We start from the raw sequence: 24,568 nt of genomic DNA, 5'->3' as shown, positions 1-24,568 counted from the left end.
GGAGCCGATTACAAACGCGGTTCGATTCGCGAACGCTGGGGATTGTTCGGCACCGGTGGGCGACCGTAGCGATCATCGCCGGCCACGCCGAAGGGTTGATCGTCATCACGTTCGGCAGCTTTCGCCGCCGCCTTGGCTGCCGCCGCCTGTTCCTTGCGTGCATTGGAGGCGCGCTCGATGGGCCAGCGGATCAGCACGAAGATCAGGTACAGGCCAAAGGCGATCATGCCGTACATGAACAGATCGGAGATGGCGCGCCAGGCGTTGTTACCCACCTTGAAGGCCAGGTCCAGGGCCGTAATGGCGATAGCCGGCGCGACTTTTTCCTTCACCGGATCGATGATGGTCGGGCTGAACAGCAGCACCGCCACCAGCAGGCGCAGCGGCTCGCGCAGGTAGCGCCACATCCAGCGGGTCAGGCGCATCCACACCAACAGGCAGCCTAAAGCGGCAAAGGCGTAGAGGCCCCAAGCGATCAGATAGTCGTTCTCGGTCATGGTGTCCATGGCAAGGCAGGCAAAGAGACGCTTATAGTAACGACTTTTCGCACGTCCGGCTTGTCCCAATACCAGTTGGGCAAGGATGGACATTTTCCCGTGGCGAGGGAGCTTGCTCGCGCTGGGGCGCGAAGCGGCCCCTCTCTTTGTCTAAAGAAAGGGGACTGCTAGGCAGTCCAGCGCGAGCAAGCTCCCTCGCCACAGGTTCAGTGTTGCACCCGATCGACACGCCAGCACCCACGGTGGCGAAACCCTAATTCCGTACATCGTCCGAGAGCCCTTCATGCCCTTATCCGCCAACGTCACCAGCGCTCCGATTGCCCACAAGGCCGCAGGCTCTGACCCGTATGCCTGGCTTCAGGAGCGCGACACCGACGCGGTGCTCGACTACCTGAAGGCTGAAAACAGCTACCAGGAAGCACAAACCGCCGATCAGGCCGGATTGCGCGAAACCCTGTTCGAGGAAATCAAGGGCAGGATTCTGGAAACCGACCTGTCCCTGCCCTCCCCATGGGGTCCGTACCTGTATTACACCCGCACCACGGCCGGTGACGAGTACGCCCGACACTACCGCTGCCCGCGCCCGGCCGATGACAGCCTGTATATCGACGAAAGCCAGGAACAATTGCTGCTGGACCCGAACGCTCTGGCCAACGGCGGCTTCTTCTCATTGGGCGCCTTCAGCATCAGCCCGGACCATCAGCGGCTGGCCTACAGCGTCGATGCCAGCGGCGATGAGATTTACACCCTGTTCGTGAAGGAATTGTCCAACGGCAAGGTCAGCGAACTGGAATTCGAAGACTGCGACGGCAGCATGACCTGGGCCAACGACAGCCTGACGCTGTTCTTCGGCGAACTGGACGACACCCATCGCCCGCACAAGCTGCTGCGCTATCGGCTGGACGGCACGGCCGCCGAAGAAGTGTTCCATGAGCCGGACGGGCGGTTCTTCCTGCATTGCTACCGTTCCAGTTCCGAGCAACAGTTGCTGCTGACGCTGGGCAGCAAGACCACCAGCGAAGTCTGGGCCCTGGACGCCTTCCAGCCGCAGCAGGCCTTTACCTGCCTGGCGCCACGGGTCGAAGACCACGAATACGACGTCGATCACGGCACCTTCGATGGTCAATGGACCTGGTTCATTCGCACCAACCGCGACGGCATCAACTTCGCCCTGTACCACGCCGTCGATACCGGCGCGACGCCGAGCGAGGCCGACTGGCAGAACCTGATCCCCCACAGCGACACCGTGATGATCGAGGGCGTGAGCCTGAATATCGACGCGTTGACGCTGAGCTTGCGTGAAGGTGGCCTGCCAATCATCGAAGTTCACCCACAAGGCCTGTCGCCGTATCGCGTGCAACTGCCGGACGCGGCCTACAGCCTGCATGTGCAAAACAGCCTGGAGTTTGTCAGTGACCGGATTCGCCTGCGCTACGAGGCTCTGAATCGCCCGGCGCAGGTGCGTCAGCTGGAGCTGGCCAGTGGCGAACAACAGGTGTTGAAGCAAACCCCGGTACTCGGCCCGTTCGATGCCGACGCCTATGTCAGCCAGCGCCTGTGGGCGACCGCGCCGGACGGCACGCAGGTGCCGATCAGCCTGGTAGTCAAGCGCGAAGCACTCGGCAAGCCAGCGCCGTTGTATCTCTACGGCTACGGCGCCTATGGCGAAAGTCTCGATCCGTGGTTCTCCCACGCCCGTCTGAGCTTGCTGGATCGCGGCATGGCCTTCGCCATCGCTCATGTGCGTGGCGGCGGTGAACTGGGCGAAGCCTGGTATCGCGCCGGCAAGCAGGAGCACAAGCACAACACCTTCAGCGACTTTATCGCCTGCGCCGAACACCTGATCGACAACGGCTTCACCACCGCGCAGCAACTGGCAATCAGCGGCGGCAGTGCCGGTGGCCTGTTGATCGGTGCCGTGCTCAACCAGCGCCCGGAGCTGTTTGCCGCCGCGATTGCCGAAGTGCCGTTCGTCGACGTCCTCAACACCATGCTCGATCCGGATTTGCCGCTGACCGTCACCGAATATGACGAGTGGGGCAATCCCGAAGAGCCGGACGTTCATGATCGGATCAAGGCCTATGCCCCGTACGAAAACGTCTGCGCGCAAGCCTATCCGGCGATGCTGGTGGTTGCCGGCTACAACGACAGTCGCGTGCAGTATTGGGAAGCGGCCAAGTGGGTGGCGAAACTACGGGCCAGCAAAACCGACAACAACCCGCTGCTGCTCAAGACCGAACTGGGCGCCGGGCATGGCGGGATGAGCGGCCGATATCAGGGGTTACGTGACGTAGCGCTCGAATACGCATTTGTTTTCAAGATTTTGGGCATTGCCTGAGGAACTTGGCCCGGTGATCAGGTCTTAAACCCTGACACCGGGCCCGATACAACACTATCCCCCTGTGGGAGCAAGCCCGCTCCCACAGGGGGGGATGTGTCGATTCATAAGCCCGGAACCGCAACAGACACAAGAAAAAGACCATGTCAGAACCGACCTTGCTGAACAACGAAATCCGCGACTGGCTGATGGACTGCGGCCTGTTCGATCAATTGCTGCCGGCTGATTTTGCCACCGCCTCGGGCTATTTCAGCATCAGCACCGTGGCCGAAGGTGAAGAGATCTTCCACGAAGGCGATGCCGGCAGTTTCATGTGCATCATCCACACCGGCCAAGTGGCGGTGCAGAAGACCAACAGCGACGGGCAACGGGTGACCATGGCCACCCTGCGCAGCGGTCGGGCCTTCGGTGAAATGGCCGTACTCGATGGTGAGCGGCGCTCGGCCAGTTGCGTGGCGGCGAGCAACTGTCAGTTGCTCAACCTGGGCAAGGACTCGCTGGAAAAGATGCTCAACGACGCGCCAAAAATTGCCGCCAAGATCATCCGCGCCCTCGCCGTCTCCCTCTCGAAACGTCTGCGCATGGCTGACGGGCAACTGCTGTCGCAGCAGGTCTAGCCGCCTGGCGACTTGATCTTCGTCGCGCTCTGCTCAAGCCCCGGCAACGTCTGGTCCTTGGGCGGGCTGGGCATTTCGATGGGCGGCAGCAACGGCGTGCCGCCACTGCCGGTCCCGGCTCGTGGCACAGCAGTGGGCGTGATCTGCGGGTACGGCGTCGGTGTCGCGGTGCCGGGCGAACCGGGCATCGGCGCGGGGCTGACGGGGATGGTTTGTTGCTCCTGGGCCTGCACTGCAGTTATCGAGAGCGCGGCCATGGCAATGACCGTTAGAATGGTGCGCTTCATCAATGGCTCCGTTGGCCTTGTTGTCTGCCAGCAGGCTACTCCCAACGGCGTCGATTTGCCTTATGCCATTTTCTGCTCAAGAGCCTCTCATGAAACGTTTCGTTCTGCTCGACACCGCTCCTATTCCTGAAAACGGCGGTGCCCTGTGCCTGTTCGAATACGGCGAGGACTTCGTCATCAAGATCCAGGGCGGCGACGGCGGACAACTGATGAACACCCGCATGCACGGTTCCGAAGACGCCCTGGCCGAGATCCCGTGCCGCAAGGTGGCCGGTCGACCGGACTCACGCGTATTGATCGGTGGCCTGGGCATGGGTTTTACCCTTGCCTCTGCGCTCAAGCATCTGGGCAAGACCGCCGAAGTGGTGGTCGCCGAGCTGGTGCCGGGGGTCGTTGAATGGAACCGTGGCCCGCTGGGCGAAAAAGCCGGCAAACCGCTCCTCGACCCGCGCACGGTGATCCGCATGGAAGACGTGGCCAAGGTCCTGCAAGCCGAACCGCAGGGCTTCGATGCGATCATGCTCGACGTCGACAACGGCCCCGAAGGCCTGACCCAGAAAGCCAACAGCTGGCTGTACTCCGCCGGCGGCCTGAGCGCCTGCGCCAAAGCCTTGCGGCCCAAAGGCGTGCTGGCCGTGTGGTCGGCCAGCGCCGACCGGCAGTTTTCCGACAAGTTGAAAAAAGCCGGTTTCAAGGCCGAGGAAGTGCAGGTCTTCGCCCACGGCAACAAGGGCACGCGCCACACCATCTGGATTGCCGAGAAGCTCAAGGGCTGAGCTAAACTCTTCTACATACCGTCATTAGTCTTTCTACAAAGGTGAACCCATGAGTTCGTCAACGCCCCCGACCAACACCTCGAAGCTGGACCGCATCCTCGCCGACAACCAGCGCGACAAGGAAATGGGTTACCGCGACAAGGCGCTGAAAATGTACCCGCATGTGTGCGGCCGTTGCGCCCGTGAATTTGCCGGCAAACGCCTGAGCGAACTGACCGTGCACCACCGCGACCACAACCACGACAACAACCCTCAGGACGGTTCGAACTGGGAACTGTTGTGCCTGTACTGCCACGACAACGAACACTCCCGTTATACCGACCAGCAATACTTCGGCGAAGGCTCGCTGAGCACGCCGAAAATCGCCAAGGCCACGCATAACCCGTTTGCGGCACTGGCCGGGCTGATGAAAAAAGAAGACTGAGGCTGGCCTCCTCCTATAGGAGCGAGCCTGCTCGCGAAAGCGCTATCAGCCAGTATCAACGTTGCCTGACACACCGCCTTCGCGAGCAGGCTCGCTCCCACAATTGACAAGTTTTGCCGGTCCGGCGGCGACAACCTGCCGCTACCGGCAGTCATTTGCAGCCCGGCAAACATATCGAAACCGTTACAAATCTGCCCCAACCGTGCCATTACCCCCTGATGGCACTGTTCTTGCGATGTATCAGCCTTAATACATACTCGCGGGCAGACACATCCGATGAACGTCACCTCAACCTTCGATAGCTCCACCATCGTCGCTCATTACGCAGCGGCCCAGGCCAAAGCTAAAGCCAGTGCCGGTGACACCGGGCAGGCAGACAAAAAAACCAAGACCGATGACGCGATCAGCCTCTCTAAAAAATCCACCGACTACAGCGGTTCGATTTCCAACAACACGCCGTTTTTTCCGGTACGCAAGGGCATGAACGCTGACGCCCTGGTACTGGGTGTCACCCAGCCCGGTGCGGTATCCAGCTCCAGGGACAAGTCTTTCCCGGACGTGGCCATCGATGCACGTAAACGCATGGATGACAAATACGCGCAGATGAAAGCCGGCGAAAAGCCTTACAGCGCCAGCGTTGAAGACAAGAATGCATTGATGGGCGACCTCGATCGGCGCTCGTTGAATGCCGTCGCCACCAACCAGGGCGGCAAGTTCTCCAAGGATGAGCAAGACGCCGCCAAAGCGTTGATGCAGCAGCAGGCCCGCCTGGCGTCTGGTCAGTACAGCGGCCCCGAGGATCAGAAAAAGAACTGGAAAGACCCGTTTGCCAACGACCCGATCGGTCGCGCCAAGGCAGCGCTGAATTTCCTCGACCGCTTGAGCCCTGAAGAAAAGACCACCCCGCAATGGCTGTCCCAGCACCAGACGCTGCAGGACGCCTTGAATCAGTACGGCAAGGTCAACCCAGGCGCTGATGACAAGAAAAAGGGCCACTTCAACAACCTGGCGGAGATCCTGTCGGGTGCAAACACCAATGGCTCGACAAGCCTGAACCCACAAAGCAGCAAGATCACCAACGCCAGCAATACGCTGATGGAAAGGATCAAGGCGATGTTGCCCGCCACGTAACACCACCAGACAACAAAAAAACCTGCTCGCGAAGAGGGCGTGTCAGTCGACATCAATGTTTACTGACACATCGCTTTCGCGAGCAAGCCCGCTCCCACAGGGACTTCACCCGACTGAACACCTGCACAAGTTCCAATCCCCGCCCTTAGCCCAATTCCTTTGTACCGAGTATGAAACTTTCGTAAGCAAGTCGTACGACGTTTGTTGGCAAAATCCTGACATCCGCAACTTCTGTCAGGAAACCGACATGACCCGTATTTTGACCATTGAAGATGATGCCGTGACGGCCAGGGAGATCGTGACCGAACTGCAAAGCCACGGTTTCGAAGTGGACTGGATCGACAATGGCCGCGAAGGACTGGTGAAAGCCGTCAGCGGCAACTACGACCTGATCACCCTCGACCGCATGCTGCCCGAGCTCGATGGCCTGGCCATTGTCACCACGTTGCGCGCCATTGGCGTGGCAACGCCGATTCTTATGATCAGCGCCCTGTCCGATGTCGACGAGCGTGTGCGCGGGCTGCGCGCCGGTGGCGACGACTATCTGTCCAAGCCGTTCGCCACCGACGAAATGGCGGCACGGGTCGAAGTGCTGTTGCGGCGCAAAAGCCCGGTGGCGGCATTCGAAACCACACTGCGGGTCGCCGACCTGGAACTCAACCTGATCAGCCACGAGGCGCATCGCGCCGAACAACCGCTGAACCTGTTGCCCACCGAATACAAACTGCTCGAATTCATGATGCGCAATACCGGGCAGATCCTGTCGCGCATGATGATTTTCGAAGAAGTCTGGGGCTACCACTTCGACCCGGGCACCAACCTGATCGACGTGCACATCGGCCGTCTGCGCAAGAAGATAGACCCGCCCGGCCTGATGCCATTGATTCGGACCATGCGAGGCTCGGGGTATGTCATTGCCGAACCTGTCTAAAGGCTGGAGTTCATCGACCAGCCGCATGCTGGCGCTGTACAGCGCGCTGTTCGTGATCTGGAGCTGTGTACTCATGGGCGGCTTGTACTACGAAGTGTCCGGCTACCTGAGCAACCTTGCCCGGCACTCGCTGATGCAGCGTCAGCATCTGTTCGCGCGCCTGCACGGCGACCAGTTGATTGAAGCGCTGAACAGCAGCATGAAGCTCGACATGCCCAGCGTGGACGCCTTTGGCCTCTTCGACAGTCAGAAAAACCCCTTGAACGGCGCGATCCACTCTATCCCCGCGCGACTGCCACTGGACGGGCAGATTCATGAGCTGAGCAACTGCGTGGACTCCGACGATCCTGCCCTGCCGCAATCCAGTTGCGACGCGGTGGCCACCGCGATTGGCAACGGTCGCTGGCTGGTGCTGGTGCGCGACAACGGTTCGCTGCTGGCGGTCACCCAGATCATCTGGCATGCGCTGTTCTGGGGCATTTCCCTGACCATCATTCCCGGCCTTGCTGGCTGGCAGCTGCTGCGCCGCCGCCCGTTGCGGCGTATCCGGGCGATCCAGGCCAGTGCCGAAGCCATCGTCGCCGGCAATTTGACCCAGCGCCTGCCGTTGTCGGACCGGCGCGATGAACTGGACATGCTGGCCGCCATCGTCAATGCCATGCTGGAGCGCATCGAGCGGCTGATGAACGAAGTCAAAGGCGTGTGTGACAACATCGCCCATGATTTGCGCACACCGCTGACCCGCCTCCGCACGCAGCTTTACCGCATCCAGCAAGAGGCGGTGGAAGGCTCGCCCCAGGCCGCGCAGATGAATAAAGTCATCAACGAGGCCGACAACCTGATGGCGCGTTTTCGCAGCCTGTTGCGTATCTCTGAACTGGAAGATCATCAACGCCGCGCCGACTTCGTCCAGCTCGATCCGAGCCCGTTGCTCGACGAGGTGTATGACTTTTACCTGCCGCTCGCCGAGGAGGCCGGACTGACCTTGCGCCTGCAACGCCCCGAATCATTGCCGCCGCTGCATGGCGACCGGGCCTTGCTGTTTGAAACCCTGGCGAACCTGTTGAGCAACTCGATCAAGTTCACCCCGCAGGGTGGCGAGGTGACGCTCAGAGCGAGCAACGAAACCGGCAGCACACGGATCGAAATACTGGACACCGGCCCCGGTATTCCTGCCGTTGAGCGAGAGGCGATCTTCCAGCGTTTCTATCGCTGTGATGACACTCAGCATCAGAGCGGCTTCGGACTGGGGTTGTCGATTGTTGCGGCCATCATCAATTTGCATGGCTTCAAGCTCGAAGTGGGCAGTGGGGTGCGGGGCGGTACGCGGATGATCCTGGATTGCCGGACGGCCCTGATCTAGACACAAGCGGGCTTGCTCCGGGCGGCGTTCCGACGAAGGCGGTGGGTCAGGCAACCTGTATATCGACTGACACGCCGCCTGCGCGAGCAAGCCGAACGTCGCACCGCCGTTCCCACCGTGATAGGTGCTGAGTCAGTTAACCCGGCATGCACTGGAAGTCGCCGGTCTGGGCCAGTTCCTTGCCGTGCGAGTCTTCAAGCTTTGCACTCACTTCCCGGCCCAGGCTGGTTTCCACCAGTTTGTAGTGTTCGCCGGCATGGAACTGGTTGTAGCTGACCTTGCCTTCACAATCCTGCTGGTTCGAATCGCCACCCGGGATCTCGAACAGCGTCACCTCCAGATTGTGCGAGCCTGGGGCCACCTCGAAGAAACGGCCATCGTCGATACGTTTACCGTCCACCCGTTCGGCCAGCATGTCATTGGGGGCCTCCTCCTGAAGCCCGATCCAGGCCATGCCCGGATCGGGTTGCGGCATGGGACCGGCACAGGCGGACAACAGGCAGACGACGCTCAGGCCCGGAATAAGCAGCAGATGTTTAAATGACATTGAAAGACTTTCCTATAAAAACCGATCTGAAAAACACCACACCTCCCCTGTGGGAGCGAGCCTGCTCGCGAAAGCGGCGGCACAGTCAACATTGATGTGTCTGACACGCCCTCTTCGCGAGCAGGCTCGCTCCCACAGGTTTTTTTGCGCTGGCTTATGTGCAGCTGAAATTGCGGCTCTGCGCAACCTGGTTGCCGTGGGAGTCCAGCAGGTTGACCCGGGCTTTCTCGCCCTCACTCGACGCTTCCAGGTGGTAGTGCTCACCGGCCTTGAACTGGCTGTAGTCCAGTCGACCGGCACAGTTGAGATCGGTCGAGCCGCCATCGGCGCCGCTGAACAACTTCATGTCCAGGTGATGCGCACCCGGTTCGACTTCGAAATAGCGGCCGTCGTTGACTTCTTTGCCATCGATCCGCTCCGCCACCAAGTCAGCGCTGTTCGGTTGTTTCAGACCAATCCAGGCTTCACTCGGATCAGCTTTGGGCACGGGTCCGGCGCATGCCGACAACAGACACACCAGACTCAGTCCCGGAACCAGTAATAGCGGTTTTAGCTTCATGGAAAATCACCTCTCGATATGGGCGTCGATGGCGCCTGTACTTTCGAAAGCGCCCATCGATCTGGAGTTCAGAGTGGCGAGATAGACGGTCCGGGACAAATGAATCCCCATGAAAGGATTTTCAGCCAATCGTTAAAAATATCTTCATGCCCGTGAAGGCAAATCGTTAAGTAACAAGCGCAAGACTGCCGAGAATTGCAATTCAAGACTCGGAGGTTACGGCATGCTCGGGCTGGTAAAGACCGCACTGCTCAAGCCCTACACGTTTATCGTGCTGGCAATTTTCATCTGCATCATCGGGCCGATGGCGGCCCTGCGTACGCCCACGGACGTGTTTCCCGACATTGGTATTCCGGTCATCGCGGTGGTCTGGCAGTACAACGGCCTGGCGCCGCAGGACATGGCCGGACGGGTGATCTATACCTATGAGCGTTCGCTGAGCACCACGGTCAACGACATCGAACACATCGAGTCGCAATCGCTGCCGGGCATGGGCATCGTCAAGATCTTCTTCCAACCGGGTGTGGATATCCGCACCGCCAATGCTCAGGTCACGGCGGTATCGCAGACCGTGCTGAAACAGATGCCACCGGGCATCACCCCGCCGCTGATCCTCAACTACAGCGCCTCGACCGTGCCGATCTTGCAGATGGCGTTCTCAAGCCCGACGTTGTCGGAGGCGAAGATCCGCGACCTGGTGCAGAACAACATCCGCCTGCCGCTGACGTCGGTGCCGGGGCTGGCGATCCCCACGCCCATGGGCGGCAAACAACGGCAGATCACCCTCGATCTTGACCCGCAAGCGCTGGCCGCCAAGGGTCTCTCGGCCCAGGACGTGGGCAACGCGTTGGCGGCGCAGAACCAGATCATCCCGGTGGGCACCGCCAAGCTCGGCCCCAACGAATACACGGTGCTGCTCAATAACAGCCCGAAAGCCATCGATGAACTCAACGACCTGCCGATCAAGACCGTCGACGGCGCGTTGATCACCATCGGCCAGGTGGCCCACGTGCGCGACGGCTCACCGCCGCAGACCAACATCGTGCGCGTGGACGGGCGTCGTGCGGTGCTGATGCCGGCGCTGAAGAACGGCAACATTTCCACGCTGTCGATCATCGACGGCATTCGCCAGATGCTGCCGCGCATCAACGAAACCCTGCCGCCGTCGCTGAAAACCTCGCTGTTGGGAGACGCTTCGGTGTTCGTCAAACAATCGGTGGGCAGCGTCGCCAAAGAAGGCATCATCGCCGCGTTGCTGACCAGCGCAATGATCCTGCTGTTCCTCGGCAGCTGGCGCTCGACCCTGATCATCGCCGCCTCGATTCCGCTGGCCGTGTTGTCGGCCATCGCCCTGCTGGCCGTCAGCGGCCAGACCCTGAACGTCATGACGCTCGGAGGGCTGGCGTTGGCGGTGGGGATTCTGGTGGACGATGCCACGGTGACCATCGAGAACATCAACTGGCACCTGGAACAAGGCAAGGCGGTGAAGACCGCGATCCTTGACGGTGCGAAGCAGATTGTCGGCCCGGCCTTCGTGTCCTTGCTGTGCATCTGCATCGTGTTCGTGCCGATGTTCATGCTGCAGGGTATCGCCGGTTACCTGTTCCGGCCGATGGCGCTGGCGGTGATTTTCGCCATGGCCAGTTCGTTCATCCTGTCGCGTACGCTGGTGCCGACGCTGGCAATGTTCCTGCTCAAGCCGCATGTGCCGGAGCAAGGCCCGGGGCATCACCCGGAAGATGAGTTCATCAACCATCACGAGGGCGAACAACACCGCAAACAGCACCACCCTTTGCTGCAACGGGTGCTGAATTTCCAGCAGGGTTTCGAGCGGCATTTCTCCAACCTGCGGGACACGTATTTCGGTTTGCTGGAGCTGGCGCTGCAATACCGCAAGCGTTTCCTGCTGGGGTTTCTCGCCTGTGTGCTGGCCTCGTTTGCGCTGCTGCCGAGCCTGGGCCAGGACTTCTTCCCGGCCACCGACGCCGGCGCGCTGTCGCTGCATGTGCGCTTGCCGCTGGGCACGCGGATCGAAGAAAGCGCGGCGGCGTTCGACCGCATCGAAGCGCGCATCCGCGAGATCATTCCGGCCAATCAACTGGACACCATTGTCGACAACATCGGCATCCCGCTGAGCGGCATCGACATGGCCTACAGCAACAGCGGCACCATCGGCCCGCAGGATGGCGACATCCAGGTCAGTCTCAAGGCCGACCACAGCCCCACCGCCGATTACGTGAAACGCCTGCGCGAAGCCTTGCCGAACAGTTTTCCCGGCAGTCACTTTGCGTTTCTGCCGGCAGACATCAGCAGCCAGATCCTCAACTTCGGCGCACCGGCACCGCTGGACGTGAAAATTTCCGGGCCCAATGGCGATGAGAACCGTGCCTACGCCGTGGAACTCGAGCGACGCCTGCAACATGTCGCCGGGATTGCCGACCTGCGGATCCAGCAGTCCACCGGTTATCCGTCATTGCAGGTCAACGTTGACCGGCTGCGGGCCAATGGCCTGGGCATCACCGAGCGTGACGTGACCAACAGCATGGTCGCCTCCCTGGCCGGCAGCTCGCAGACCGCACCGACCTTCTGGCTCAACCCGGCCAACGGCGTGTCTTACGGGGTGGTCGCGGCCACGCCGCAATATCGCCTGGACAGCCTGCCTTCGCTGGAAGCGCTGCCGGTGACCGGCAGTGACGGCCGGTCGCAGATTCTCGGCGGCCTGGCGAACATTTCCCGGGTACAGAGCCCGGCGGTGGTCAGCCACTACAACATCATGCCGACCCTCGACCTGTACGCCAACGTGCAGGGCCGCGACCTCGGCGGCGTCGCCAAGGACATCCAGAAAGTGCTGGATGACACCGCCTCGATGCGGCCCAAGGGCTCGGTGATCAGCCTGCACGGGCAGATCGATGCCCTGCACGAAGCGTTCAGCGGTCTGAGCTTCGGCCTGCTCGGCGCAGTGGTGCTGATCTACCTGCTGATCGTGGTCAACTTCCAGTCCTGGGTCGATCCGTTCGTGATCATCACCGCCCTGCCCGCCGCCCTCGCCGGGATTGTCTGGATGCTGTTCCTGAGCGGCACCTCGCTGTCGGTGCCGGCCCTGACCGGGGCCATCCTGTGTATGGGAGTGGCGACCGCCAACTCGATTCTGGTGGTGAGTTTCTGTCGTGAACGCCTGGCCGAACACGGCGATGCTCTCAAGGCCGCGCTGGAGGGTGGCTACACGCGTTTCCGCCCCGTGTGCATGACCGCCCTGGCGATGATCATCGGCATGCTGCCGCTGGCCCTGTCCGAAGAACAGAACGCGCCACTGGGCCGCGCCGTGATCGGCGGCCTGATCCTCGCCACTACCGCCACCCTGCTATTCGTTCCCGTGGTTTTCAGTCTGGTCCATGGACGTCAATCATCTCGCGCTGAAGCTGAAGAAAATCTTGCTGGAGAAAACACCCATGTCGTCTGATCAAAAACCTTCGCGCAAACGCCTGATGCTGGCGGGGATTGGCGGTCTGACCCTGGCCGCGCTGCTGGTAGCCAATGGACTGGCCGCTCGCACTCGCCACGAAAAAGCCGTGGCCGCCTGGACCGAAACCGCCGCCATGCCGCTGGTCAGCGTGTTCCAGCCGCAACAGAACGTGCACGGCGACAGCCTGCGTCTGCCGGCGCATCTGGAGGCGTGGAGCAAGGCGCCGATCCACGCTCGCGTCAGCGGCTACCTCAAGGACTGGAAAACCGACATCGGTGCCCAGGTGAAAGCCGGGCAGATTCTCGGCGAAATCGACAGCCCGGACCTCGATCAGCAAGTGGCGCAAGCCCATGCGCGGCTGATTCAGGAACAGGCCAACGCACGCCTGGCCGAAACCACCGCAAGCCGCTGGCAGAACCTGCTGGCGACGCATTCGGTGTCGCGTCAGGAAGCCGATGAAAAAAGCTCCAACGCCGCTGCCGCCAAGGCCAATGCCCAGGCTGCCGCCGCCGACTATGCGCGGCTCTCGGCCCTTGAAGACTACAAGACCATTCGTGCGCCCTTCGCCGGGACCATCACCGCGCGCAATACCGATATCGGTCAGTTGATCAAGGCCGACAGCGACAGCGACCCGGAGCTGTTCGACATCGCCGACACCCATCAACTGCGCCTCTATGTGCCGGTGCCGCAGAACTATGCCAGCGTGATCCGCCCCGGCATGCAGGCCGAATTGATCGTGCCGGAGCATCCTGGCCAGCATTTCACGGCTCGGCTGATCGGCGATTCCACGGCGGTGGACCGTCGCTCCGGCACGCTGCTGGCGCAATTTGTCGCCGACAACCCGGACGGCGCCTTGCTGCCCGGTGACTATGCCGAGGCCACCTTGCAGATTCCGGCTGACACCCATGGCGTCAGCATCCCGGCCAGTTCGCTGATCTTCCGTGCCCAGGGCACGCAAGTCGCGGTGCTCGACCCGGACAATCATGTGCATTTGCGTGACATCCATATCGGCCTGGATCTGGGCGAGCGACTGGTGATCGATCAGGGCCTGAAGCCTGCGGATCGAGTCGTCGACAATCCGCCAGACGCGCTGCGTGAAGGCGATGTCGTGCAACTGGCCGACGCCGGAGGTGCCCATGCGCCCAAGGCTTGAAACGCTGGCCGCAACAGTGGCCATGGCGCTGGCCTTGCAGGGCTGTTCACTGGCACCGACCTACAAGGCGCCGACGCTCGACCTGCCCGCGCAATACCGCGAACAGACCAGCGACGGTCCGTGGCACCTGGCCAACCCCGCTCAACAAATTTCGACGCAATGGTGGCAGCTGTATCAGGACCCACGTCTGAACGACCTGCAACAGCAACTGCTCAAGGCCAACCCGGACCTGGCGGCGGCCCTCGCGCACTTTGATGCGGCACAGGCCTATGCCGGCCAGTTGCACGCCGGGCTGTTCCCGCAAATTACTGCTAGTGCCCAACCGCTGCGCCAGCGCCAGTCGGAGGACAAGCCGTTGCGCGGCAGCAATCAGCCGTCGGTGTACAACAGCAACACGGCCGGGTTTGCGCTGAATTTCGACCTCGACCTGTGGGGCCGGATTCGCAATCAGGTGGCGGCTGGTGATGCACAGGCCCAGGCCTCCGGGGATGATCTGGCATCGGCGCGGTTGAGCCTGCAACAGCAACTGGCGACCCTGTATATCCAGCTCAATGGTCTCGATGCGCAAAGCACCATTCTCGCCAGCTCGCTGGACGATTATGGACAGGCGCTGCAACTGACCCGCGACCGATATGAAGGCGCCATTGCCTCGGAGCTGGACCTGACCCGCGCCCAAAGCCAACTGGCCGAAGCCCAGGCGCAGCTGGACGATGTGCGGGCGCAACGCAACCTGACCGAGCATGCGATCGGCGAACTGGTGGGCGAACCTGCCAGTGTGTTTCAGCTCAAGGCGAGCAATCAGCCGCTGGGGTTGCCGTCGATCCCCGGCGCCCTGCCCAGCACCTTGCTGCAACGCCGCCCGGACATCTCGGCAGCCGAGCGCCGGGTGTTTGCCGCCAACGCCAACATCGGCGTTGCCCGTGCCGCCTGGTATCCGGACTTCAGCCTGACCGGCTTGCTCGGCGGGCAGACCGCTGGCAGCGGTAGCCTGCTGGCCGCCGGCAATCGTTATTGGGCACTGGGGCCGCTGGTCAATCTGCCGATCTTCGACGGCGGTCGCCTCGACGCCAACGAACGCCAGGCCAAAGCCGAATTCGAAGAAGCCGCCGCGCACTACCGCAGCCAGGTGCTGCGTGCAGTGCGCGAAGTCGAAGACAACCTGGCGCAACTGCGCGACCTGAAACGCGAGGCCGGGGACGAGCAGGCAGCGGTCGATGCTGCCCAGCATACCCAGACGCTGGCCATGAACAGCTATGAAGCCGGGGCAGTGAATTATCTGGATGTGGTGACGGCACAAACCTCGGCATTGCAGGCTCAGCTGCGGTTGCAGACGTTGCAGACGCGGCAGTTGCAGGCGAGTGTGGGATTGGTGGTGGCGTTGGGTGGGGGGTGGAATGGTGGTAGCTGACCGATATTGATGCTGCCTGCACTGGCCCAATCGCGAGCAAGCTCGCTCCCGCACTGGTTCGTCGCCGGACGCATTATTTGGGCACGACACAAATTCCCTGTGGGAGCGAGCTGGCTCGCGATGGCAGTGTGTCATTCAACATAAATGGCAACTGACACGGCCTCTTCGCGAGCAAGCTCGCTCCCACATCGGTTCGTCGCCGGACGCATTATTTGGGCACGACACAAATCCCCCGTGGGAGCGAGCTTGCTCGCGATGGCGGTCGGCCGGCCACCGCCAATCTTGAAACTGACCACCCCTGGCCAATCCCCGTATAATCGCCCTCTTTTTCCCGAAGGCACCCCGCTCGTGGCAGATAAACGGTACAGCTGCATTGGTTTGTATAACCCCAAATCACCGGAGAACGTCGGTTCGGTGATGCGCGCCGCCGGCTGTTACGGTGTGGCGTCGGTGTTCTACACCGGCAAGCGCTATGACCGCGCCGCCGACTTCGTCACCGACACCAAGCGTGTTCACTACGACATTCCCTTGATCGGCATCGACGACCTGAAAAAAATCCTGCCGCTGGGCTGTGTGCCGGTGGCGGTGGAACTGGTCGAAGGCGCCCGCTCGTTGCCGGAATACACCCACCCGGACCGCGCCCTCTACATCTTCGGCCCGGAAGACGGCTCGCTGGATAAAGAGATTCGCGACTGGTGCGAAGACGTGGTCTATATCCCGACCACCGGTTGCATGAACCTGGCAGCCACCGTCAACGTGGTGCTGTACGACCGCATGGCCAAGGGCCTGAACACCCGCTCAGGGCCTAAATTCCGCTGAGCCGCCGCACATTCGATGGAACAAGCGGGCCGCCTTGGCAGTCAGCTTGAGTATCTATTCTTGAAGCCTGGAGACCGATCATGAGCGAACTCAAACGCGTAGAACGTATCGAATCCACCCCGTTCCAGACGCCCGCTGAACAGAACGTCCAGGGCTGGGAGCGCATCGGTTCCCTGGCCGGTGGCGTGGTGATGGTGGGCAAGGGCCTGCGTCGCGGCGGCGTGTTCGGCCTGATTCAAGTCGCCATCGGCGGCGTGGCACTGGCCCGTGGCATCACCGGGCACAGCTCGGCCAAGAGCCTGCTGGAAAAAAGCCGTCAGGACATGAACAACGTGCGGGCGAAGATTCAGCGGGCCGGGGAAGAGTTGAGCCAGTTGAAGGCCAATGCCGAGGCGGCGACCAACACGGCCACGGTGACGGGCAATGATTCGTTGAAATCGCCGAAAGCGGGGGTTTGATCCGGATTTCGGGGTGAGGCTGATGGCCTCTTCGCGAGCAGGCTCGCGCCCACATTGGATCTGTGGCGTTCACAAAGCCATGTGGGAGCGAGCCTGCTCGCGAAGGCGGTCTTACTGAAGCAACTCGGTGTCGAGGACTTTCGATGATTCCCCTATAACGCTCTCGGCGAGTTGTACAAACGCCTTGGTATCAACACTGCCCAGATGCATCGCCCCACGCAGCACGTCGTCCAGCGAGCGCTTGTTGCGGGTCTTCAAACGAATCTCTCGATCCAGCTCCCCCAGCAACACCACCGCTTTCGCAATCTGCGCCGCATTGATCCGCTCGCCCCTCAAGGTGCTGACCTTCTGGCTAGCCCTGGCCAGCTTTTTCTGCAAACTTTCATACCGCTCATCGCTGATGCCACCGGCGCGGCGTACCAGCTCAATGGCGTAATACTCGGCAAAGCCTTCGCTGATCCAGTCGCTGCGCTGGCTGTCGTTGATCCGCCCCAGCACTTGGGCCAACTCACGTATCAGCGCACTGGTGCCGTTCTCGCTGACCAGCGGCATACGACTGCTGAGGTAGATCGACTCCCGCGCCGCCAGGCTGCCGCGCCACATGAGGTCGTTGGCGCCGACGATCAGCAATTTGCCCGGATGACGCGGGTAGACCGCCTGCACCTGCGGCCAGATGAACGTCAGCAGCGTCAGCACGTCCATGCGGTGCATGCCCTGACCACGGGGCGACGCCACGGTGACTTCGGTTTCGCCGAGTCGCGTACGACGGCTGCCGAGCTGGCCGGCGAGCATCCAGCCGGTTGGCCGGTCGAACAGCCGCGATACGTTATCGATGCGAAACTTGTTTCTGCCGATGCGCGGCCAGGCGGTTTCGACGCTTTTCCAGCCCGTGGGCAATTCGAATTCAAGGCGAGCTACCAGCTCGACGCCGTCCTGCTGATCGAGCTTGGCCGTCGGCACCAGATCGTCGCCGCGCAGCAAGGCCCAGTCTGGCGTCATGCGTGTGTCGAAACTGCCGTTATTGCGTGCCTGGCTGATGCGCACGCGGTAAGTGAGGCTGGCCTTGTCGGCAGCTGGGCGCCAGATGCCACGAGCGCCGACGCCCGGCGTGAGTTGCCATTGGCCGTCGGCCTTGAAGTCGCTGTAGCGGCTGCCGTCGCCAAGGTCGAAATCCAGACTGCGCACCGCCGAGCCCTGAGCCAGCGTCAGGCGCACTTCGGCCTGATCGCTTTGCGGCAACAGGCGCACGTGATAATCCAGATCGACCTTCTTCGCCGCCCACACGGGCAACCCCAGAGCCAACAGCCCGACAGCCAACGCCAGCCGCAATCCCACCGTCATACACACTCCTTTGTGACTCATTAACTGTGGCGAGCGAGCTTGCTCGCGCTTGAGTGCACAGCACTCACAACATGGGTACTGGTGACTTTTTTTGGGCCTGCTACGCAGCCCAGCGCGAGCAAGCTCGCTCGCCACAGGGGTCTCGTTTGCATCAAAACTGCATGTACACTGAAAATTAACCGGCGCGAAAAATCAGGTGATCTTCCCACTCATCCTCAGACACGCTGCCCTCGGCCAGCATGCGCCCGGACTGGGAAATGCGTTCGTGGTGCACCGCGTCGCGATCACCGCACACCAGGTGATGCCACGACGGCAGGTCCTTGCCTTCGCTGACCAGCCGGTAACCGCACGTCGGCGGCAGCCATTTGAACTCGTCGGCCTTGCCCGGCGTGAGCTGGATGCAATCGGGGACGAAGTCGCGGCGGTTGGGGTAATTGGTGCACTGACAGGTTTTCAGGTCCAGCAGTTTGCAGGCGATGCGCGTGTAATAGACGCTGTTGTCGTCTTCATCTTCGAGCTTTTGCAGGCAGCACAGGCCGCAGCCATCGCACAGCGACTCCCATTCCTCTTGATCGAGTTGATCGAGGGTTTTGCGTATCCAGAACGGTTCGACTTTGGCGACCATGGCTCAAGCATCAACATCAGGTGGTGAAAAGGCCGCCAGTCTAGTGCGCGCAGCCCCGTGGGCCAAGCATTGGCGACTGTCGGTAGAACTTCACTTGTCAGTTATCGCGCGGCCCAGTAGGGTTTTGCGTCGTCCCTCACATCCAGCTGGCCAGGAATTTTCAGATGAGCGCTAACCCACGCGTTACCGATTACGCCATTCACCCGCAGTTCACTGATCGCTGGTCGCCTCGCGCCTTTACCGGCGAAGCCATCCCGGAAGAGACCCTGCTGAGCTTTTTCGAAGCAGCCCGCTGGGCGCCCTCGGCCTACAACTCGCAGCCGTGGCGTTTTCTCTACGCACGTCGTGACACGCCAAACTGGGAGCGTTTCCTGGGCCTGCTCAATGAATTCAACCGTGGCTGGGCGCAACACGCGTCGGCGCTGGTGATCGTGATTTCAAAAACCACGTTCGCGGTGCCTGGCGCGACCGAAGAAACCCCGGCCCTGTGGCACACCTTCGACACGGGTTCGGCCTGGGGACACCTGGCGTTGCAAGCCAGCATCAGCGGCTGGCACACCCACGGCATGGCCGGTTTCGATCAGGAACTGACCCGCAAAGAGCTGAACATCCCCGAAGGCTATGCGCTGCACGCCGCAGTGGCAGTCGGCAAATTGGGCGACAAAACGACCCTGGCCGAGTACCTGCAAGCCCGTGAAGCGCCAAGCCCGCGTCGTCCGTTGAGCGAGTTGGCGGCTGAAGGCGACTTCACCCTCTAAGCCACACTGCAAAACCAACTGTGGGAGCGAGCCTGCTCGCGAAGGGGCCGTCAGACTCAACATCGTTGTTGACTGGCAGACCGCTTTCGCGAGCAGGCTCGCTCCCACAGGTTTTGCACACTATTGAAGTCGTCGTGATTTCAATACCCGCGATTGAAATCCACTTCCCCGCGCAACGCTTCACCCGCCTGATAAGCCCGCAGGTTTTCGACAAACAGATTCACCATCATCGATGGCGAAGTCGGCGCCGAACTGTGGCCGGTCAGCAACAAGCCCCAGGCCGTCCAGAACGGATGCCGCTGCGGCAGCGGCTCCTGGCGGCAGACGTCGATGACCGCACCCGCCAGATGGCCTTCTTTCAAGGCCTCCACCAGATCCGCATCGACCACTGCCACGCCACGCCCGACGTTGATGAACAACCCGGTCGACTTGAATTGCTTGAACAGCGCCGCGTCGTACAAGTCGTGGGTATCGGGGGTATTGGGCAGCAGATTGATCACGTAATCCACTTCGCCGACCAATCGTGGCAGGTCCGCGAGCGCAGCGACTTCGACAAATGGCGCCTGCTCCCGGGCCGTGCTGGCGATGCCATACAGCTCCACACCGAATGGCAGCAGAAACTGCGCCACGGTCTGGCCGATGTCGCCAGTGCCGACGATCAAGACCTTGCGCCCTGCCAGGCTCTGGCCCAGGCGATTGTCCCATTTGCGCTCGACCTGGCTGACCAGCCGCGCCAATACTTCGCGCTCATGGCCGAGCATGTAGGTCAGCACGTATTCGGCCATGACCTGGCCAAAAATCCCCACCGCACGGGTCAGGCGATAGTCGCGACGCAAGCCGTCGGCCAGCAGTGGCGTGATGCCGGCCCAGGTCGATTGCAGCCATTGCGGTTGGTGGCCCTGACGCAGCAGGGTCGCCAGCAGGTCCGGCTGGCCGAGCCAGATCGGGCAATCGGCGGCGTGGCGGGCCAGTTCGGCAGAGTCGCCGCTGGTCAGCACGTCAAGTTCGGGGGCCGCTTGGCGCAACAGTTGGGCGTACACAGGGTGGTCGTGTTCAGCAATCAGAACGCGCATGGTTCAAACCTTTCAAAAACAGTGCACAAGGCCGCCGAGGGAGCATTTCCCTGCTCGCGGCCATCGCCAAAATCGTCCAGTCTTTCATATAGGCCCTGAATAGAGCCTGTCTGCCGATCACATCGGATCGTTGCGTCGCAGCAGCTCTTCGGGCAAATGTTCGATGTACTCGTCCTCGGCCGGTGGCATTTGCAGGTGATAGCCCTGCTTGTCGAGGTTTTCCAGCACCACTTCGATGTCCTCGCGCGAGAGCTTGCGCTCCGGGCTCAGCACCAGGTCGAAGGCGTGGATGGCTTTGCCGAAAGCGGCCATCAGCGGATCGGGCACGCGCTCCAGTGCATCACTTTTGAGCACATAGAGGTACATCTCGCTTTTCTTCGAGCTGCGATAAATGGAGCAAATACGTTTCAAGGCTGTTCTCCGGCGGCGGCCAGGCTGTCGAGCAGCGCCTGGCCCATCAATTCGCGGCGCCAGCCACGCAGCGAATCAGGCAATTGGTAGGGACCATTGGGGTAGCCGCTCTTGAGCAGCGCTTCCAGGGTTTTCTTGCGCAGCATCAGTTCCGGCGCGATGTTCAAGCGTTCAGCTTCGGCCTGGCCGATGGCACGCAGTTGTTTTACCAGCACAGCGGCATCCACCGGCAACGGCTCCGGCACGGCGGGAGGCCATTGATCCGGGGACACACTGCCAGAGCGCTTGATCAGATCAAGCAAAAACTCGCCGTCCTGACGCACGGTACGCGGGTGCATGTCTTCGATTTTTGACAGCGCGCCGAGGTTGTCCGGTTGCGTGCGTGCCAGCGGCCATAGCGAATGCTCACGCACGATGCGGTTGCGCGGCAAATCCCGGGCGCGGGCTTCGTGTTCACGCCATGCACAGAGTTCGCGCAGTACGGCGAGTTGGGCACGGGACAGTTTCCAGGCGAGCTTGGCGTCGCGATAGACCTCGTACGGGTCGACCTCGCGGCGCAGGTTGGCCACCAGTTCGGCACCGTCGTCCAGCACCCAGGCGTATTTGTCGTCAGACAGTTTCGGACGCAGGCGTACGAAAACTTCCGCCAGGTGCAAGGCATCTTCGGCAGCGTAGCTGATCTGGGTCTCGGACAACGGACGTTGCAGCCAGTCGGAACGGGTCTCGCCCTTGGGCAGGTCGATGCCGAGCACTTCCTGCACCAGTCGCGAGTACCCCATCGAGAAACCCAGGTTCAGGTAGGCGGCCGCCAGTTGCGTGTCGAACAGCGGGGCCGGCAGGCTGCCCGTCAGGCGCAACAGGACTTCGAGGTCTTCGCTGCAGGCATGCACCACTTTGACCACAGCCGGGTTTTCCAGCAACGCGGCCAGCGGCTGCCAGTTGTCGATGGTCAGCGGGTCAATCAGGTAAGCGCGTACACCATCGCCAATCTGCAACAGGCCGGCAATCGGATAAAAAGTGTCGACCCGCATGAATTCGGTGTCGAGGGCAACGAATGGCAGCTGCTGCCACTCGGCGCAAAACTGACCGAGGCTATCGTTGTCGCGAATCCAGTGAATATCGATGGCCACACGGCTCTCCCTTGAAGAATGGCGCGCAGTATATATCGCCCCCGGCGATTTCCGCGCATCCGCTGACCCGCCACTTGTGCGAAAAAGCCTGCTGAATGAAAAGAATGATCTTACAGGAGGAGACTAGCCGGCCTTGCGCAACACATAGACACGCATCGATGCGCAACCGGGAAAGAAGTCCTGATGGCTGATCAGGCTGAACCCCGCCTGCCTGAACCCGGCCTCTACGTCAGCCCTGAGCGCCAACGGCTGGGGGGCAAAACCCTGAGCGGCGACTGACTGGCGGGCAAAACGGCTTTCAAGTTCGACGGCGACAATCACCGTGTCACGGCTGACGCGATGGAACTCTGCAAGTGCCGCCAGACGGTCTTCGGCACGGGGAATATGCCGAAACAGTTCCATGCAAAAAATACAATCCACCGCATTCGCCGGCAAACCGATGGTGAACGCCGAACTCTGGAACGTCTTGACCCGTTCGAGCAGGCTTTTCGGGTGATGCGTGCGGGCGTGATCAAGCATCTCCTGGGACAGGGCGCACGCCAGGATCACCCGGTTGCCATGCTCGGCCAGCACCGGCCAGAAGCGCCCGGCACCACAGGCCACATCGACAATCAGGCCCGGCTCGCCAGCGACCTTGAGCGCGTTGCGCACCAGTTGCTCCTCGCGCCGGAACGCCAGACGCCCCATCAAGCCACGACGCTGCGGCTGCTGGCAGACGCGGGCGTGCTCCTGATCGTGACGTCGGGCGAACTCAAGCTCGATAGCGGATGACGATTGCGCGGACATGTGCACTGGCTCTGGTGGGTAATCCTCTTGGCCACAGATTAACGAAGCGTGCGTGAAAAAAAGGTCGAAGCCTGTCGCGATGAGGGTCGGTCAAGCGAAATCCATGTGAGAACGACACTCAAGCCTGGTGCAAATACCAGCGCCAGTCCTGCTCACCCACCTCCCCCATGAATTGGCGATACTCCGCACGCTTCACCGCCAGGTACACGCCGAGGAAGGGCGTGCCGAAGGCGTCTCGCGCCCACTGCGAGTCTTCCAGGGCGCGCAATGTCGTCAGCCAGTCGGTGGGCAGTAACTCGGTGGCCTGGGCGTAACCGTTGCCTTCTACTGGCGCGCCGGGGTCCAGTTGTTCACGAATGCCGCGATGGATCCCGGCCAGAATCGCCGCAGCCGCCAGGTACGGGTTGGCGTCGGCCCCGCAGATACGGTGTTCGATATGTCGCGAAAACGCCGGGCCGCCGGGCACGCGCAGGCTGACGGTGCGATTGTCCACGCCCCAGGTGGCAGCCAGCGGCGCATAGCTATTGGTCTGGAAACGCCGATAGGAGTTGGCGTTCGGGCAAAAAAGCAACAGCGAATCAAGCAAGGTGCCTAGCATGCCGCCCACCGCATGCCTGAGTAGCGGTGTGCCATCAGGGGCTTCGCAGGCGAACAGATTGTTGCCGTCCTTGTCCGCCAGGCTGACGTGCATGTGCAGGCCGGTGCCGGCCAGGTCGTCAAAAGGCTTGGCCATGAAACAGGCGGCCATCCCGTGCTTGTGTGCCACGCCCTTGACCAGGCGCTTGTAGCGCACCGCTTCGTCCATGGCCTGCAAGGCATCGCTGCGATGTTCGAGAGTGATTTCCACTTGCCCCGGCGCGTATTCGGAAATTGCCGTACGTGCCGGGATGCCCTGCAGTTTGCAGGCACTGTAGAGATCGGCCAGAAACGGTTCGATCTGCTCCAGCTCGCGCAGCCCATAGACCTGAGTGGTTCGCGGTCGTGCGCCATCGGTATCACGCGCCGGTTGTGGTCGCCCCTGGCTGTCACGCTGCTGATCCAGCAGGTAGAACTCCAGTTCCGCCGCCATCACCGGGTAATAGCCATCGGCCTGCAAACCGTCGATGACTTTCGCCAACAGATGCCGGGGGTCGGCGATGGTGGCGGGCATGCCTTCCTCGGGGTGCATGCTGACCTGCACCGCCGCCGTAGGAATCAGGCGCCACGGCATGCGCTGCAAACTGCCGCTGACCGGGTAGGCACGGCAATCGATATCGCCGACGTCCCACACCAGACCGGAGTTTTCCACGTCATCGCCATTGATGGTCAGGCCGAGAATGGTGCTGGGCAGTGGACGACCGCTTTCATACACCGCCAGCAATTCGTCGCGGTGCAACAACTTGCCGCGGGGCACACCGTTGTTGTCGAGGATGAATAACTCGAACATCTCGATATCCGGGTTCTGTTGCAGAAAGTCCAGGGCTTGCTGTTTGTTTGCAGAATCGGTCGTGGCGCAACTCATGGGGATTCTCTTTTTTCCGTATCGGACAGGCGTGCAGGCGCCACCACTTTAATCGCGGGCATGGCGCGAGCGAGGTATGAACAGTCAACGGCAGATGTAGGAATCCGGTGGTCGCGCATGGCGACAATGCCACAGCGCCCAGAAGGCCAGTTCGGATGGAAGTGCGCAGAGA

At 61.5% G+C, this 24,568-nt stretch carries 24 protein-coding genes; 13 read left to right on the top strand and 11 right to left on the bottom strand.

Annotated features, from left to right (window positions below; genetic code table 11):
• Positions 1-8 precede the first annotated feature (8 nt).
• Positions 9-506, bottom strand: coding sequence for an MFS transporter (locus POF45_RS23785; protein WP_259503111.1), 498 nt, complete (start codon positions 504-506; stop codon positions 9-11).
• A gap of 274 nt (positions 507-780) precedes the next feature.
• On the opposite strand from POF45_RS23785, the gene POF45_RS23780 reads away from it, so the two are divergent.
• A complete protein-coding gene (locus POF45_RS23780; RefSeq protein ID WP_282316913.1) occupies positions 781-2,835 on the top strand; it encodes a S9 family peptidase in 2,055 nt (684 codons plus the stop codon).
• A gap of 143 nt (positions 2,836-2,978) precedes the next feature.
• Complete coding sequence (locus POF45_RS23775) at positions 2,979-3,452, top strand: cyclic nucleotide-binding domain-containing protein (RefSeq protein ID WP_259500474.1); 474 nt, start codon at positions 2,979-2,981, stop codon at positions 3,450-3,452.
• On the opposite strand, the gene POF45_RS23770 is transcribed toward POF45_RS23775, so the two are convergent.
• On the bottom strand, positions 3,449-3,739 hold the full coding sequence (locus tag POF45_RS23770; protein ID WP_259500472.1) for a hypothetical protein: 291 nt from the start codon (positions 3,737-3,739) through the stop codon (positions 3,449-3,451). The genes POF45_RS23775 and POF45_RS23770 overlap by 4 nt on opposite strands.
• Positions 3,740-3,828: 89 nt before the next feature.
• Between POF45_RS23770 and POF45_RS23765 the strand changes: the two genes are divergently transcribed.
• The 5 genes from POF45_RS23765 to POF45_RS23745 all read left to right on the top strand — a co-directional run bounded on the left by POF45_RS23765 (position 3,829) and on the right by POF45_RS23745 (position 8,364).
• Positions 3,829-4,515, top strand: a complete 687-nt coding sequence (locus POF45_RS23765) for a spermidine synthase (protein WP_259500470.1) — start codon at positions 3,829-3,831, stop codon at positions 4,513-4,515.
• 49 nt (positions 4,516-4,564) lie between these two features.
• Positions 4,565-4,939 (top strand): YajD family HNH nuclease, encoded by a 375-nt coding sequence (locus tag POF45_RS23760; protein WP_259500468.1) that lies wholly within the window; start codon positions 4,565-4,567, stop codon positions 4,937-4,939.
• Between the two features lie 276 nt (positions 4,940-5,215).
• On the top strand, positions 5,216-6,070 hold the full coding sequence (locus tag POF45_RS23755) for a hypothetical protein (protein ID WP_282316912.1): 855 nt from the start codon (positions 5,216-5,218) through the stop codon (positions 6,068-6,070).
• A gap of 247 nt (positions 6,071-6,317) precedes the next feature.
• The gene (locus POF45_RS23750) at positions 6,318-7,001 is read left to right on the top strand and encodes a response regulator transcription factor (protein WP_259500464.1); all 684 of its coding nucleotides are present in this window, start codon (positions 6,318-6,320) and stop codon (positions 6,999-7,001) included.
• Positions 6,979-8,364 (top strand): sensor histidine kinase, encoded by a 1,386-nt coding sequence (locus POF45_RS23745; RefSeq protein WP_282316911.1) that lies wholly within the window; start codon positions 6,979-6,981, stop codon positions 8,362-8,364. The genes POF45_RS23750 and POF45_RS23745 overlap by 23 nt, the downstream gene beginning before the upstream one ends.
• A gap of 136 nt (positions 8,365-8,500) precedes the next feature.
• On the opposite strand, the gene POF45_RS23740 is transcribed toward POF45_RS23745, so the two are convergent.
• Positions 8,501-8,911 (bottom strand): PA0061/PA0062 family lipoprotein, encoded by a 411-nt coding sequence (locus POF45_RS23740; RefSeq protein ID WP_282316910.1) that lies wholly within the window; start codon positions 8,909-8,911, stop codon positions 8,501-8,503.
• Positions 8,912-9,065: 154 nt separating this feature from the next.
• Positions 9,066-9,470, bottom strand: coding sequence for a PA0061/PA0062 family lipoprotein (locus POF45_RS23735; RefSeq protein WP_259500459.1), 405 nt, complete (start codon positions 9,468-9,470; stop codon positions 9,066-9,068).
• 223 nt (positions 9,471-9,693) lie between these two features.
• Between POF45_RS23735 and POF45_RS23730 the strand changes: the two genes are divergently transcribed.
• The 5 genes from POF45_RS23730 to POF45_RS23710 all read left to right on the top strand — a co-directional run bounded on the left by POF45_RS23730 (position 9,694) and on the right by POF45_RS23710 (position 16,771).
• Positions 9,694-12,930: an efflux RND transporter permease subunit gene (locus tag POF45_RS23730; RefSeq protein WP_259500457.1), complete on the top strand. Its 3,237-nt coding sequence runs from the start codon at positions 9,694-9,696 to the stop codon at positions 12,928-12,930.
• Positions 12,920-14,086 (top strand): efflux RND transporter periplasmic adaptor subunit, encoded by a 1,167-nt coding sequence (locus tag POF45_RS23725; RefSeq protein WP_259500455.1) that lies wholly within the window; start codon positions 12,920-12,922, stop codon positions 14,084-14,086. Before POF45_RS23730 ends, POF45_RS23725 begins: the two co-directional genes overlap by 11 nt.
• Complete coding sequence (locus tag POF45_RS23720; protein ID WP_282316909.1) at positions 14,070-15,494, top strand: efflux transporter outer membrane subunit; 1,425 nt, start codon at positions 14,070-14,072, stop codon at positions 15,492-15,494. The genes POF45_RS23725 and POF45_RS23720 overlap by 17 nt, the downstream gene beginning before the upstream one ends.
• 348 nt (positions 15,495-15,842) lie before the next feature.
• Positions 15,843-16,313: an RNA methyltransferase gene (locus POF45_RS23715; protein WP_054055178.1), complete on the top strand. Its 471-nt coding sequence runs from the start codon at positions 15,843-15,845 to the stop codon at positions 16,311-16,313.
• An 80-nt stretch (positions 16,314-16,393) separates the two neighbouring features.
• Complete coding sequence (locus POF45_RS23710; protein ID WP_259500451.1) at positions 16,394-16,771, top strand: YgaP family membrane protein; 378 nt, start codon at positions 16,394-16,396, stop codon at positions 16,769-16,771.
• A gap of 111 nt (positions 16,772-16,882) precedes the next feature.
• Here the strand turns inward: POF45_RS23710 and POF45_RS23705 are convergent, their stop codons facing one another.
• Positions 16,883-18,112, bottom strand: a complete 1,230-nt coding sequence (locus POF45_RS23705; protein ID WP_259500449.1) for a hypothetical protein — start codon at positions 18,110-18,112, stop codon at positions 16,883-16,885.
• Positions 18,113-18,287: 175 nt separating this feature from the next.
• Positions 18,288-18,737 carry a YcgN family cysteine cluster protein gene (locus tag POF45_RS23700; RefSeq protein WP_282316908.1) on the bottom strand — a complete coding sequence of 150 codons (450 nt, stop codon included), beginning with the start codon at positions 18,735-18,737 and terminating at the stop codon, positions 18,288-18,290.
• 164 nt (positions 18,738-18,901) lie between these two features.
• Here POF45_RS23700 and POF45_RS23695 point away from each other — a divergent pair, with 164 nt between their 5' ends.
• Positions 18,902-19,495 (top strand): nitroreductase family protein, encoded by a 594-nt coding sequence (locus POF45_RS23695; protein WP_282316907.1) that lies wholly within the window; start codon positions 18,902-18,904, stop codon positions 19,493-19,495.
• A gap of 140 nt (positions 19,496-19,635) precedes the next feature.
• Here POF45_RS23695 and POF45_RS23690 read toward each other — a convergent pair whose 3' ends face one another.
• The 5 genes from POF45_RS23690 to POF45_RS23670 form a co-directional block, all read right to left on the bottom strand.
• The gene (locus POF45_RS23690) at positions 19,636-20,568 is read right to left on the bottom strand and encodes a D-2-hydroxyacid dehydrogenase (protein WP_259500444.1); all 933 of its coding nucleotides are present in this window, start codon (positions 20,566-20,568) and stop codon (positions 19,636-19,638) included.
• A gap of 117 nt (positions 20,569-20,685) precedes the next feature.
• On the bottom strand, positions 20,686-20,979 hold the full coding sequence (locus POF45_RS23685) for a YcgL domain-containing protein (protein WP_259500442.1): 294 nt from the start codon (positions 20,977-20,979) through the stop codon (positions 20,686-20,688).
• Positions 20,976-22,109, bottom strand: a complete 1,134-nt coding sequence (rnd, locus tag POF45_RS23680; protein WP_259500439.1) for a ribonuclease D — start codon at positions 22,107-22,109, stop codon at positions 20,976-20,978. The genes POF45_RS23685 and rnd overlap by 4 nt, the downstream gene beginning before the upstream one ends.
• Positions 22,110-22,232: 123 nt before the next feature.
• Positions 22,233-22,895, bottom strand: coding sequence for a class I SAM-dependent methyltransferase (locus tag POF45_RS23675; RefSeq protein WP_282316906.1), 663 nt, complete (start codon positions 22,893-22,895; stop codon positions 22,233-22,235).
• A 118-nt stretch (positions 22,896-23,013) separates the two neighbouring features.
• Positions 23,014-24,321, bottom strand: a complete 1,308-nt coding sequence (locus POF45_RS23670; protein WP_431978632.1) for a glutamine synthetase family protein — start codon at positions 24,319-24,321, stop codon at positions 23,014-23,016.
• Between the last annotated feature and the right edge of the window lie 247 nt (positions 24,322-24,568).

The organism is Pseudomonas fungipugnans (genome assembly GCF_029955235.1).
Lineage (GTDB): Bacteria > Pseudomonadota > Gammaproteobacteria > Pseudomonadales > Pseudomonadaceae > Aquipseudomonas > Aquipseudomonas fungipugnans.
This window is presented reverse-complemented; position numbering and strand designations above follow the sequence as displayed.